Source organism: Shewanella sp. T24-MNA-CIBAN-0130 (assembly GCF_040310185.1).
In the GTDB taxonomy this organism is placed as follows: Bacteria; Pseudomonadota; Gammaproteobacteria; order Enterobacterales; family Shewanellaceae; genus Shewanella; species Shewanella psychromarinicola.
The window spans coordinates 1-13,862 of record NZ_JBEOPP010000057.1 but is presented as its reverse complement, the minus strand read 5'-3'; the positions used below and the strand labels follow the sequence as shown (position 1 = coordinate 13,862).

Below are 13,862 nucleotides of genomic sequence, written 5' to 3'. Positions count from 1 at the left end.
GTATGCTTTATCAGTGCTTTGGTTTTACTCCGTGTTGCACCATATCTTTGCCGGTTTCAAATATTTCAGCCGTTATCCAGCGAGTTAATAACAGTTTATGATTGTCACCAAATACGGCAACAAAATGACGACCATCAGCATTATTGGTTGCCATACCAACACCTACAACCCCTTCTAAACCTAAACTGCCCTTTTCTACCGAAAGTAAAAAACGCTCTAATTCTGCTAAATTATCTATCACATCGTTTTCAATATTCATTCATTTTCCCTACAAATTTCAGTGCCAAGTTAGCGATATGACGTAACTCATTATTGGCCTAGATTTTATCGCATTGTGGATTAATATGGTACCTGTGTGCGCCAATGCCGCCACCACGATGCGCATACCTACGCAACCTTGAGTAATATCTCACTCTTATCAAGCTGCTATTTTGTTCCACGCTTACTGCACTGGTTTTGCACTTTTACGCGCTAACATACTGCTAACCATATTAAGCTTTCAACGCGACACCATTGCTAGGAGTGCCCAATGTTTGCCCTCAATAACTTACCCAGCACAAAACGATTAATTAATCAGCCAATATTACTATTGCTTATCATGACGTTAAGTAGTGCTTTGATACTCACAGCTTGTGGTAGTGATAGCAGCAGTGTTAACAGTACCGACGTAACTGAAACGGTCACCACGACCACTACAGAAACTGAAATTACCGACGTTGACTTTGACGCAACGGATTGGACCGACGAATCCCATAGCAAAAATGTCGAACCAAACTTTGACGAGGTGTTTGATGACACCCAAGTCAAGCGCTTTGATATCGTCGTGACTGAAGCGCGCTGGCAGAGCATGTTAGATGACATGACCGCAACCTATGGCGAGTTTGGCCGAACCTCATCCAATGGCTTAACCGATACAGATGAAAATCCGATTTTTGTGCCTGCTGAAGTATTTTATAACGGCACCGAATGGTATCGCGTTGGTATTCGCTTTAAAGGCAACTCATCACTGCAAACTAGCTGGCAGCAAGGCATTCTAAAACTAGCGTTTAAACTTGATTTCGATGAGTATGAGGACGATTATCCACAAATCAAAAACCAACGTTTTTATGGTTTTAAAAAGCTCAGTTTAAAAAATAACTTTGATGACGAATCAATGTTGCGAGAAAAAGTCGCCGCTGACGTGTTTAAAGATGCTGGTCTAGCTGTGTCTCACACTGGCTTTTATACCTTATATGTCGACCATGGTGACGGCCCTGAATACTTTGGTTTATACACCCTAGTTGAAGAAGTTGACGACAGCTTAATTGATACGCAATTTTCTAGTGACGACGGTAACTTATACAAACCCGAAGACGATGGTGCAATGTTTGTTGAAGGGTCATTTAACCAGGAAGACTTTGAGAAAAAAACCAACGAAGACGACGAAGATTGGTCTGATATCCAAGCCCTCTTTACTGCCTTACACGACGATACCGCCACTAGCGATCCGGCAACATGGCGCGCTAACCTTGAAGCGGTATTTGACGTTGATGTATTTTTAAAATATCTAGCCGTTAATGGCATAATTCAAAACTGGGATACTTACGGCTTAATGCCGCATAATTACTATTTATACAACAATCCAGACACCTCAAAACTGACTTGGATCCCTTGGGACAACAACGAAGCATTGCAAAACGGTAAGCAAAGTGGCGCATTGGCGTTAGACTTTTCAAACTTGAACTCCGCTAGCTGGCCACTCATTTCAATATTGTATACCGATGATGTGTATCGTGACCGCTATAATCAATTTTTACTCGCGGTGATAAGTGACGCATTCGAAACCAATAAAATACAAGCAAGCTATAATACTTACTCTGCATTAATTTCGCCCTATGCAACCACCGAGATATCGGGTTACAGCTTCTTAGAAAGTAGCAGTGATTTTTATCGCGCTATCGATGAGCTTATAGAACACGCCGAAGATAGAGCGACTGCAGTAGACAGCTATTTAGATAAGCAATAATAATAAACCCAAAAGCAGTCAGTCAATACTGGCTGCGTAAACTAATGTTAACCACTCAATCCCTAACGACTCAATCTCTAACGACTTAACTTAGGGCATAAGCCCCAGCTAAATCGCACTGTAAATATAAAAATAACAAATAGAATCATTTAGATAAAATACAACTCACATCATAAATTTAGCATATTAAAGCTTCATACTGTCCTATTCGCAATGGGTTACTTTATATTCACTGAGTTTTCGATACAGGGTTGCAAAGCCCATTTGCAAAGCATGAGCGGCTTTGTGCTTATCTCCATCACATAACGCAAGGACTGTGAGAATATAGTCTTGCTCAACCTCTTTTATCGGTTTAATTGTGTCCCAAGTTTACCGCTAATAACCGCGGCGACTTCATGCGGTAAATCTTCTGCTTCAATCCACTGCCCTTGGCAAACGCTTCAAACATGAAAAGGTTAATCCCCCATCTAGCGGTGCCAAAGAGCGTCAACCTGATGGTTTCACCTTGAAAATAGGCTGATTTTATCTATTTATTTCGACTCTTTATTTCGACAATTTATTGCTTCTTATATCCCGCGCTGCGGTTATAACGTGAGTACGCCATTAAGGCATAGCGGCGCGCTTTTTCATGACTAGATGCCACACTCTGGGATGGCAAACATGGCAGCAATGCTGTTCTACCCCTGATTATTTAATTGGGGAGGATTTATCCGGCTCAAAGTATTGGAGTAGTTTCTCGATAAAATAGCTCACCTTAACGGATAAGTGCTTGCGGCTCGGATAAAGTACATGAACCGGCAACGTACCCAGCTCAAACCCCGTCAACACCTCAATTAACTCACCATTTTGGAGCTGCTTTTTGACAATAAATTCAGGCACGGCGACAATCCCCGTATTGGCTAACGCAAGAGCCGTGGCCGAACGAGCATTGTTGACTGTCACAACATTGTTAACATTAACCACGACAGTGTCATCCGCTTGAGTAAAGTGCCACTGCTGTAAATGAGGATAATTACTGTCCACCACACAAGGCAGATCGCGCAGGTGATCGGGGTGATCCGCTAGGCCGTATTTTTCAATAAACGAGGCTGAGGCACAGGTCACTAATCGCGTTTGTCCTAACGGGCGTGCGATCAAATTTGAATCTTTTAAACGACCGACACGGATCGCTAAGTCGTACCCTTCATTGACCAAATCGACATGACGATCGGTTAACATCATATCGATATGCAACCTTGGTTGCTCACTAATCAAATAACTGATAAAAGGCGTTAGCACTTCTTCACCATAAGTCACTGGCGTTGAAATTCGAATACTGCCCGCTAGACTACGATGCTGGTTGAGTAACTGTGATCCTAAGTTTTCAACATCATCAAGAATACGTTTCGCTTCGCCCCAATATGCATTTCCCGCCTCAGTAACGGTTAAACTGCGCGTTGAGCGATGCAACAATCTTACTGCTAATTTGGTTTCTAACTGTGTCACTTGGGTGCTAAGCAAGGCTTTGGTTTTACCCAAGCGTTTGGCCGCAGCAGTAAAACTGCCCTCTTCCACCACAGCGACAAAATTGCGCATTAAATTCAGCATATCCATCAGACGGCCCCTAGTATGACGACAAAGCTTTTGTATAATTTTATTAAACTATAAATCAAATATTACTGCAATTGTTTAACTTAGTATGATTACGCATACTCTCGCAGTGCTTATCCCATGGTCTTTATTCAATAATGAAAATCCAAGCATGGCAGTGCCACAGGCCCAGTATTAAATGGGCTCACCGACTTAACAGGAGCAACTAATGAACACAGCAACAAGCTTACCGACAACCAGTTTACCGACAACAACGTTAGCCCCGCTGATGTTTATTGGCCACGGTGCGCCAACATTAGCGCTTGATGAATCCACGGTCACACGGCAGTTAAACGCCGTGGGCCAACAATTTAGCGAGGTGAAAGCCGTACTGGTATTATCAGCGCATTGGGTGTCAACGTCTTTGCAAGTCACAGGTATAAGCCAGCCAGAACTCATTTATGACTTTAATGGCTTTCAGCCCGAATTATACCAAGTAAAGTACCCTGCGATTGGCGATAACCAACTCGCCAATGATATTGCCTCTATGTTGACCCAAAGCGGATTGTCCACACAAGTGAATATGACACGAGGGCTGGATCATGGTGTTTGGACACCGCTGATGCATTTATTACCCAATCCAAAAGTACCTGTTATTCAACTGTCTATCCCGCAACACGCAGATTTGAGTTTTTATCTTGAATTGGGCAAAGCCATGACATCGTTACGCGAGCAAGGCATTGCGGTTATCGGTTCAGGCAATGTCACCCATAATCTACGAGCATTACGTTTTGGTGGTCAACCGGATCCACGCGTGGCTGAATTTGAAAAATGGGTGAGAAACAATGTTATCAATCACAATGTTCAAGCCTTGGTCAGCGCAGCAGAACAGTATCCTAATTTCAGTTTTTTTCATCCCACTGTCGAACACTACATTCCTTTACTGTTTGTATTAGGCGCAGTGACAGCACAAGATAATTTAACCGTGATACAGAACGACATCGATTTCAGTGTGCTATCGATGGAGTCTTACTTATTTAACTCACAAGCTAAATAATGGCCACTATCTGTAAAATATGTAAAATATGAAAAATGTGCATAATGTGCATAATCTGCAAAAATGAGTCACAACCGTGGGTAAGCGTAAACGTATGCGATCCCCAACAAGACAACAAGTGCAAGTAAGCGACCCCGCTCAGTGATTAATAACGAATATTGAAAGTAAGATCAGAAAGCTTAAAATAATGGTGCGATAGCAGGACTTTTATAGTGAATAGCAGATAGCTAATAGTAGATAGCTAATAGCAGATAGCTAATAGCAGATAGTAGATAGTAGATAGTAGATAGCAGATAGTAGATAGTAGATAGCAGATAGTAGATAGTAGATAGTAGATAGTAGATAGTAGATAGTAGATAGCAGATAGTAGATAGTAGATAGTAGATAGTAGATAGTAGATAGTCATTAGCAAATGATGCTATTCAACGTACGAAAAAAACATTATAACAGTCGAAACTGCCGAGATAAGATGAACAACCCTAAAATCTCGGCAATAACGCGATTACATATCAGCGTTGATTTTGCGAGCTTGATGCAGTTTTTGTCGCTCTCAATCAAGCGAGGGTATGGCGCAATACCTTCAAGTTGCATGCTGGTTTTAGTTAGGCCGTAAAAATGCACCTTGCCAGTAACTGAACCGACAACATAGCCGATTTCCCCTTGCCGAACATGCTATTGGCATTACCAATAAGTGCTCAAGGTCTCAATTTTGATCTAAGGTCACTTCTAACACTGCGCTGACGCCTTGATAAAATAAGCCTCCTTGTACCCTATTGTAGCGCTCGCCCACCAGCCCAATGGCGCCTTTATGTACACAAAAAAACAACACCAAAAGTGGAGGCTTACGTCATCTTACATAAACACCTGTAGTGTATAGTCAATATTAATCAATAGCTTAAACCTAAAAAAAGAAATATAGTTGAATTCACCTCTGGCAGCCATCTTGCTGTAACCACGTATTGTTGAGCCTATTTTACTCATTCCTATTTAATCGATTATCGTAAATTAATAAGCAGATTTTCTATTTATAGCGTTTTTGGAACAAGTCATTGTCCATTAACATAGTTTACCCTTTTAACAAATCCCTTTACATTAGCACTTCGCTTTCGGGGAAACAGAGGGATAACAAATGACACATAAAAAATACAAAAACCTATTTTTACTCACAGCACTAGCTGCAAGCATGCAAGCTAATGCTGGCATAGAGTTAATGACTGATACTGTTGCAGGACAAGATACTAAAGTGACCTTGGGTGGCTATGCAAAAGTGGATGTCCGTCATGTGAATGGCGATATTGCTTATCAAGATTATTGGATTGCTAACTTCCCATCAGGTGTACCTGTCGATACATCTCATACGGGTTTTAATGTCAAAGAATCACGCGTAAATTTAAAAGTTCAACACGGTGATATATCTGGATTTGTTGAAGTAGATATGTACGGTGGTGGCGGTAACGAAGTAGTGAGTAACTCTTCAAACCCACGTTTAAGACATTTTTTTATTAGTTATAAAAACTGGTTGGCCGGTCAAACTTGGACCACATTTATGCCATTACATGCATTACCAGAAGCGCTAGATTTTGGTGGACCACATGTTGGCGAAGTGTTTATTAGACAAACACAATTACGCTACACCTATGGCGCTTGGCAATTTTCTATTGAAAATCCAGAAACCAATGGCAACGGAAGTATTGGTGCATCATCAAGTGGTGTCGGTGTAACTGGCGATCAAGCCGACAAAGATGAGTCTATCCCAGATTTTGTCGGCCGTTACGATCATAAAGCGGACTGGGGTCAATTATCTGTAGGGGCGCTTGTTAGAAAAGTGGACCAAGGCGGAATTGATGAGGTTGCCGTGGCAGCCAATGTAGGCGGCGTGATTAAAACGGTTGGTAAAGACGATTTACGTTTCCAAGTTACCGTAGGTGACTCTGGCCGATATGTTGCTGCTGGTATGACACCAGATATTGTTACTGATGACCAAGGAGAAACAGTAGTAGAGTCAACAACTGCATTTACTGTCGCTTATCGTCATTTCTGGACTGATACTTTGCGTTCTACCGCATTTTATGGCACAGCAGAAACTGATGAGACAAACAAAAGTCGCGCACATTGGGGCGTTAACTTAATCACTAACGTTACCCCTGAGTTAAGTGTGGGTGTCGAGCTAGGTAATTATGCCATTGAAGATGAAGGCATGACTGACATAGATTCAGACTATCTACAATTATCTGCTAAATACGCTTTCTAAGTTCCCAGACTACGATAGGTATTGCTCATTTACGGGCAGTATCTATCGAGTTTTTATTTATACTGCTAATTAGTAAAAATAATCCTTTTTTGAGTGAAAAGCTTTGCGAAAGTATTCAATCAATAATTTAATTTTTTTGTCAGGCAGTCTTGTGCTCGGGTATACCGCATAAATGCCTAAATCTTTGCCACTATGCTCAGTCAGTAAAGCGACTAAGTTATTTGCCTGTAAATCTTCATAAATATGCGCTTGGGGAAGATAAGCAATACCAAAATGCGCTAACGCTGCTTGCCTTAACGACTCAAGGTTATTTGATCGGAATCGACCCTGCACATTTACCGTGTAATTACCCTCAGCATTTTTAAATACCCATTGATCCACGCCACTACTTTCATAGTGATAAAGTAAGCAGCTATGTTTAGCCAGATCTTGCGGGGCCAGTGGAGTACCGTTTTGTTTTAAATATTCAGGTGTGGCACACACCAACCAATCGGAATCAATTAAGCGCCTTGCAATTAAAGACGAATCAACAAGATGAGCCGTTCTTATCGCTAAATCATAACCTTGATCAAGAATATCAACGAATTGGTCAGCTATGGTCAAATCAACATCGACGTTAGGATAATCACGACAAAAATCAGCTAATGCATTATTTAATACTAACCTTGCTGGCACTACTGGAATGGTCAGTTTGATCGTGCCTCGCACATCATCACTGTAGCCAGATATCGCATCGGCCGCCTCTTGAAATGCTATTTTGGCTAATCGCGCTTTACCATAAAATGTTGCTCCTGCATCCGTTAAGGCTAATTTCCTTGTGGTGCGATAGAGCAGTTGTGTATTCACATCTTGCTCAAGCCTTGCAATATGTTTGCTCACCACTGAGTTAGTCAAACTGAGCTTTTCAGCCACTTTTGTAAACGATCCTGCTTCTACAACCATGACAAATAAAATTATGTCATCCGCTTTTGCCACCATGCTATTAGCCTTCGATTATGTCACAAAAAGAAAAAATAAATTTCATTTGCGACATAATACCAGAAGTAAAAAATAATGTAGATTGTATGGTTACAACTTTGTGAACAATATTTATTTTCATTGCCTATGGGGAGGCTCACCATAAAGTAATATTAGTGCTTGGAGATGAACATGAATGGATGGTTTTTAGGATTATTAGCTTCAACAAAAAATAAAGCGAACCGTTTGGTTCGCTATTACTCTTTTTATCACAATGAACTTACGCTTGGCGCTCAACTCAATGAGTATTTATATCCCAGCTTTCGCTTTACGGGCTTGATGCAGTTTTTTGTAACTTTCAATCAAGCGTAAATGGGGCTCAATGCCTTCTAGCTGCATGCTGGTTTTTGTGAGGCCATAAAAGCGTACCGTGCCATTAACTGACCCCAGCACATTGTCCATGACTTCTTGACCAAACATACGGTTAAAGTTACCGATAAAGTGCTCAAGCTCTAAGTCTTCATCTAAGGTCACTTCAAGCACAGCGTTTACTGCTTGATAGAACAACCCACGCTGAACAGTGTTGTCGTTAAACTGTAAGAACTCGCCGACTAACTCAATGGCGTCGTCGTGGGAACCTAACGCGAGATAAATCAGGATCTTCAATTCAATAATGGTTAACTGGCCCCAAGCCGTATTTTCGTCGAACACAATGCCAATTAAGGTTCGAATATCGGTATGGTTATCTAACTGACTCTCTTCTAAACGATTAACTAACTTAGCTAACGCTTTAGTGCTTAATGAATGCAGGTTTAAGATATCTTTGCGGTAATCTAGTGCTTTATTCGTATTATCCCAAATCAAGTCGTCTACAGGATAAACTTCCGAATAATCAGGCACTAAAATACGACAAGCAGAAGCGTCTAAATCAGTGAACTCGGCAATATACACTTCTTTACCCATGGCTTCTAAAATACCAAATAAGCCTTTGGCTTCTTCTTCGCTAGTGCCGGTAAAGTCCCATTCACAGAACTCATAGTCAAACTTACTGCTAAAGAAGCGCCAAGAAATCACCCCTGTTGAATCGATAAAGTGCTCAACAAAGTTTTCTGGCTCAGTGACCGCCATGCTATTAAAGGTCGGTTTTGGCACATCGTTTAAGCCTTCAAAACTGCGGCCTTGCAACAGCTCGGTAAGGCTCCGCTCTAACGCCACTTCAAAACTCGGGTGGCCACCAAATGAAGCAAATACACCACCGGTTCTTGGGTTCATCAATGTCACGCACATCACTGGGAACTGGCCGCCTAAAGAAGCATCTTTCACCACTATAGGAAAGCCCTGAGCTTCAAGCCCTTTAATGCCCGCTAAAATACTTGGATACTTTTCTAACACAGCCATTGGCACGTCTGGCAGAATAATTTCTTGCTCAATAATTTGACGTTTTACCGCACGCTCGAAAATTTCAGATAAGCACTGAACATGCGCTTCTTGCAGGTTGTTACCCGCACTCATGCCGTTACTTAAAAATAGATTTTCAATTAAGTTAGACGGGAAAAACACGGTTTCGCCATCTGATTGGCGAGTATACGGAATCGCACAAATACCGCGATCAATATTGCCTGAGTTAGTATCAATCAAGTGTGAGCCACATAGCTCATCGTCTGGATTATAGATGTCTAAACAGTATTCATCTAACATGCCAGCAGGAAGCACGTCATCTTCTTCCAGTTGGAACCATTTTTCATTGGGATAATGGACAAACTCGCTATTAGCGATCTCTTCACCAAAGAATTGATCGTTATAGAAAAAGTTATTATTAAGACGCTCAATAAACTCACCTAAAGCCGAGCATAGCGCGCTTTCTTTGGTCGCACCTTTGCCGTTGGTGAAACACATTGGTGACGCTGCATCACGGATATGTAAAGACCAAACATTAGGCACAATGTTGCGCCATGACGATATTTCGATTTTCATACCCAGGTCGGCTAACAAGCCGGTCATGTTTTTAATGGTTTGTTCAAGCGGTAAATCTTTGCCTAAAATAAACGTGCTCGCATCGCCGTCGGGTTGGCCCATCAGCATGGCATTGGCGTCTGCGTCTAGTTTTTTAACCGTTTCGATTTTGAATTCAGGACCCGTTTGTACCACTTTTTTAACCGTACAGCGGTCGATAGAACGTAAAATACCTTCGCGATCTTTATCGGAAATATCATCCGGTAATTCAACCTGAATTTGAAAAATTTGGTTGTAGCGATTCTCAGGGTCAACAATGTTGTTTTGCGATAGTTTGATATTCTCAGTCGAAATATCACGAGCTTTACAATACACCTTGAGAAAGTAGGCTGCACAAAGGGCTGACGAAGCCAAGAAATAATCAAAAGGACTGGGAGCTGAACCATCACCTTTGTAGCGAATAGGTTGATCGGTCGTAACGGTAAAGTCGTCAAATTTAGCTTCGAGTCTCAGGTTGTCGAGAAAATTTACTTTGATTTCCATTGAATATATCCACAGTCGTGCGCAGCCAATCGGCCTGCTTGTATAATTAGGGGCAATTATCGGTGTTTTTGACCCAAGAGTCTTGAGTTAATTAATAAATGATCACAACAAAGCGATTTCGCGGAATAAACGATGTTAGTGAGTTGCAAAGCGAGTCGTGGAGATCCTTATTAAGACAGAATACCTTGAGGATTTCACTGTTTTCTATTCAAACGCCAAGGTATCACTATTCCTAGGTTCTAGGTCGCTTCGCTGCTAGATGCTATAAGTTTTAGCGCGAAGCTGTCCCTAGCAGGACGCAGTCCGCCCCCTCCTAGACAACCACAATTGATTATTGGCTTTTTTCGGTTTCACGCTTAACCAATATAAAGGTCAGGTACATTTTAGTCGGCAATGACAACGCCATACCAATGGCGACACACATAGCACTAATCATAATCCCTTTGACGCCCATCATCTCAATCGTTTCACTGAAGTTATGGCAATAAATCCCTAACAAAATTAAGCTAATGCCCATAGTGATGCATAATTTTAAGACTAAAATGAGTTTATTATCTGACATTATGACTTCACCCACCAGTATTCAACTTAGCTAATATAATGAATTGATTTACGATCCTAAGCGTTGATCCAGATCAACAGAAACTGGGGAATTATAGAGTGGATCGATAGCGTGAGCATAATGCCAATCAGATCTATTATCTGAACCCTTCAGAGCGGCGCAAGCTATTCAATTTAAAGCGCATTAACCCAGCAATGGCGATCCCCGTTAATTTAAGGATAGTCGAAATTGGAGTTGGGCTTATGTGTTTTTATTCAGGCGTTTTATTAACAATCGATGCAGAAAAGGATAAACGGATAAAACGGATAAAAAGGAGATATTGGAAGTAGTTAACTATTATAAATGCTTAACTATTATAAATGCTTAACTATGTTGAATATATTTAAAAGCATTGCAGGCACTTAAGCTGTTTAAGATACTTAGCATATTGAAAAAGGATAAATCATTAAATTATAGACATAAAAAAACGCAAACAGTCGTTAAACCGTTTGCGTTATCTTACAAAGTCGAGTTACACAGCTACTACGTTAGCAGCTTGTGGGCCTTTCTGGCCTTGCTCAACATCGAAAGAAACTTTTTGGCCTTCAGCTAAAGTTTTGAAACCTTCTGAAGTGATTGAACGGAAATGAACAAACACATCAGCGCCGCCATTATCAGGAGTAATAAAGCCAAAACCTTTATCTTCGTTAAACCATTTTACTAAACCAGTTGTTTTATCAGACATTTTGTGTCCCTTATATATTTAAATTTAATCAATCTGTCGCGAAAATGCGATGCGCTCGAGCTTGAATTATTGAATGTCACGATGAAGCTAAGGGAAACACAGAGGATAACAACGATAACGAAGAGATTCTAAGGCTTTTCTTTTACTTGATGTTCATTAATAACTCTGAATGTCAGAGCACGAGATATATTACAGTAGTTTTGGATATTGTAAAGGCTTAATGTGTAAAATCGTTAAAATGATGGTGAACATGACTTAAACATGAATGCTCTGAGCATCTGATTTTAGTAAACAGCCCCAACTTACCACGATAAAACGCAACAAAAAGGCCAAGTACCTCAGCAGCAGTTAAGCAAAATAACCACCAATAACTTATTTATTACAGTAACTTAGAGGCGGATAGTTAGGTTTATTTATAAACGCATTTGATTAACGGTCACAAAAAATCACTTTGCTAATGTTTTTGTTCTGAATAAAAATATCAGCCTTACCCCACATTTTAATTATAAAGCCAAAAAAGGTGGGATAAGACGACTAGGATAAATTTACCCGTTTCCTATGAAACGATACTGCAGACTATCTCTATGTGACTAAAAATAGGTTTGATTGATGCTGTCATGTAAATTATCTAACTCAATCTGCATTAGATCGATAAAATCATGAAGCTTGTCCTGTTTAAGCTTTTCCGGCTTGGCAGACATCAACTGTTGATTCGCGCCTTGCAACGCCTTAGTAATATCATGATTACGAGGTAAGCGTTCTAATCTGGCTTCAATCTGTTGTAATGCATGCCTTAATGAACGAGGGAAGTGTTCTTCTTGCAGCAAAAACTTCAACACATCGGCTCGATTAATACGTAAACGCACTTCTCGGCGATACATTTGATAGCCCGTTAACGATTTTAAGACACTCATCCACTGAATATTGTCAAAAGCCGATTGCTCATGCTCGATATCAGGCAACAAAGAAGCGGAGCGCACATCGATGATCCGAGTAGTCATGTCTGCACGTTCAATGTTGCTACCGATGCAAAGAAACTCATAACAATCATCATGTGTCATGGTTCCAGACAACATACCGGTGATAGTTTGGTTACCTAAAATAATTTTGCTTAAATAGTTATAACGTTTGTGTCGAGAGAACACTTCATGCTGACTTTCCATAGCATATAGGTATAACGCATTAATTTGTTCCCAAGCTTCCCGTGGAATAATCTCTCTAATAGTACGAGCATTTTCACGCGCGGCGCTAATAGAGCTAATAATAGAGCTTGGGTTTGCTTTGTCAGTAACCATAAAGCTAATAACCGCATGCTCGGTTGCGTCATCATGTAAGGAATAAAACAACTCACGATCAGACAAAATATCGACAATCGGCTCCCAACCTAACACCACACTTTTGGGCAAATCCAATAGCATATGAGAGTTAACATTGATTAAGCGCGCGGTGTTTTCGGCTCGCTCTAAATAACGTGCCTGCCAGTATAGGGTACTGGCAACCCTTGAAAGCATGCTCATAATGACTCCATATCGACAATCCAAGTATCTTTACTGCCACCACCTTGTGACGAGTTCACCACGGTAGACCCCTTGCGCATTGCGACTCGAGTCAAACCACCTGCGGTGACCGTGACATTCTTGCCACTAAGAATGAAGGGGCGCAAATCCAGATGACGAGGCTCTACTTTAGTATCAAACAACGTTGGAGCAGTAGATAAAATCAGCATAGGTTGAGCGACATAATTCCTGGGGTCTTCAGTAATTAACGCTCTAAATTCTTCATGTTCTGCTACTGAAGCATGAGGTCCAATTAACATGCCATAGCCACCGGATTCATTGGCAGGTTTAACCACCATTTTGTCAATGTTGTTGAGCACGTATTCACGCTCTTCATCATTAAAACACTTGTATGTGGGCACGTTGGCTATCAGTGCATCTTCATTTAAGTAGTATTTAATAATTTCAGGCACATAGGCGTACACGACTTTATCATCGGCTACGCCAGACCCCGGCGCATTGGCTAATGCAACATTGCCAGCTTTCCAAGCACGCATAAGACCCGGCACGCCTAAGGTAGACTCAGGGTTAAAGACTTCAGGATCAAGAAACTCATCATCAATTCGACGATAAATAACATCCACTCGAGATAAGCCTTCAATAGTACGCATATATACTCAAGTGAATTCAAACTGCAGGTTTTAATTTCTGAAAGTTATCATTAATTGTATCACCGAGCGTGTCA

Annotated in this window: 11 protein-coding genes and 2 pseudogenes; 3 read left to right on the top strand and 10 right to left on the bottom strand. The window is 41.0% G+C overall.

The window, feature by feature from the left end; translation table 11 throughout:
- Window positions 1-10: 10 nt before the first annotated feature.
- Window positions 11-259 (bottom strand): hypothetical protein, encoded by a 249-nt coding sequence (locus AAEZ02_RS18015; RefSeq protein ID WP_351124293.1) that lies wholly within the window; start codon window positions 257-259, stop codon window positions 11-13.
- Between the two features lie 270 nt (window positions 260-529).
- Here AAEZ02_RS18015 and AAEZ02_RS18010 point away from each other — a divergent pair, with 270 nt between their 5' ends.
- Window positions 530-2,005 (top strand): CotH kinase family protein, encoded by a 1,476-nt coding sequence (locus tag AAEZ02_RS18010; protein WP_124013818.1) that lies wholly within the window; start codon window positions 530-532, stop codon window positions 2,003-2,005.
- A gap of 204 nt (window positions 2,006-2,209) precedes the next feature.
- Here AAEZ02_RS18010 and AAEZ02_RS18005 read toward each other — a convergent pair whose 3' ends face one another.
- The gene (locus AAEZ02_RS18005; RefSeq protein WP_351124301.1) at window positions 2,210-2,353 is read right to left on the bottom strand and encodes a helix-turn-helix domain-containing protein; all 144 of its coding nucleotides are present in this window, start codon (window positions 2,351-2,353) and stop codon (window positions 2,210-2,212) included.
- A 339-nt stretch (window positions 2,354-2,692) separates the two neighbouring features.
- Window positions 2,693-3,598, bottom strand: a complete 906-nt coding sequence (locus AAEZ02_RS18000) for a LysR family transcriptional regulator (protein ID WP_351124290.1) — start codon at window positions 3,596-3,598, stop codon at window positions 2,693-2,695.
- Window positions 3,599-3,803: 205 nt separating this feature from the next.
- On the opposite strand from AAEZ02_RS18000, the gene AAEZ02_RS17995 reads away from it, so the two are divergent.
- A complete protein-coding gene (locus AAEZ02_RS17995; protein ID WP_124013816.1) occupies window positions 3,804-4,631 on the top strand; it encodes a DODA-type extradiol aromatic ring-opening family dioxygenase in 828 nt (275 codons plus the stop codon).
- 502 nt (window positions 4,632-5,133) lie between these two features.
- Here the strand turns inward: AAEZ02_RS17995 and AAEZ02_RS23760 are convergent.
- Window positions 5,134-5,466, bottom strand: a pseudogene (locus tag AAEZ02_RS23760) (OsmC domain/YcaO domain-containing protein); the annotation flags it as partial.
- 294 nt (window positions 5,467-5,760) lie between these two features.
- Here AAEZ02_RS23760 and AAEZ02_RS17990 point away from each other — a divergent pair.
- The gene (locus tag AAEZ02_RS17990; RefSeq protein ID WP_124013815.1) at window positions 5,761-6,882 is read left to right on the top strand and encodes a DcaP family trimeric outer membrane transporter; all 1,122 of its coding nucleotides are present in this window, start codon (window positions 5,761-5,763) and stop codon (window positions 6,880-6,882) included.
- 69 nt (window positions 6,883-6,951) lie between these two features.
- On the opposite strand, the gene AAEZ02_RS17985 is transcribed toward AAEZ02_RS17990, so the two are convergent.
- The 6 genes and pseudogenes from AAEZ02_RS17985 to AAEZ02_RS17960 form a co-directional block, all read right to left on the bottom strand.
- Complete coding sequence (locus tag AAEZ02_RS17985; protein ID WP_101032741.1) at window positions 6,952-7,860, bottom strand: LysR family transcriptional regulator; 909 nt, start codon at window positions 7,858-7,860, stop codon at window positions 6,952-6,954.
- 288 nt (window positions 7,861-8,148) lie between these two features.
- Window positions 8,149-10,335, bottom strand: a complete 2,187-nt coding sequence (locus tag AAEZ02_RS17980; RefSeq protein WP_351124287.1) for an OsmC domain/YcaO domain-containing protein — start codon at window positions 10,333-10,335, stop codon at window positions 8,149-8,151.
- A gap of 331 nt (window positions 10,336-10,666) precedes the next feature.
- The gene (locus AAEZ02_RS17975) at window positions 10,667-10,897 is read right to left on the bottom strand and encodes a hypothetical protein (RefSeq protein WP_101032743.1); all 231 of its coding nucleotides are present in this window, start codon (window positions 10,895-10,897) and stop codon (window positions 10,667-10,669) included.
- 511 nt (window positions 10,898-11,408) lie between these two features.
- Window positions 11,409-11,621 (bottom strand): transcription antiterminator/RNA stability regulator CspE, encoded by a 213-nt coding sequence (gene cspE / locus AAEZ02_RS17970; protein ID WP_101032744.1) that lies wholly within the window; start codon window positions 11,619-11,621, stop codon window positions 11,409-11,411.
- Window positions 11,622-12,211: 590 nt separating this feature from the next.
- A complete protein-coding gene (locus tag AAEZ02_RS17965) occupies window positions 12,212-13,138 on the bottom strand; it encodes an alpha-E domain-containing protein (protein WP_233768573.1) in 927 nt (308 codons plus the stop codon).
- Window positions 13,135-13,794, bottom strand: a pseudogene (locus tag AAEZ02_RS17960) (circularly permuted type 2 ATP-grasp protein); the annotation flags it as partial. The pseudogene AAEZ02_RS17960 and the gene AAEZ02_RS17965, both read right to left, overlap by 4 nt.
- Window positions 13,795-13,862: the final 68 nt, after the last annotated feature.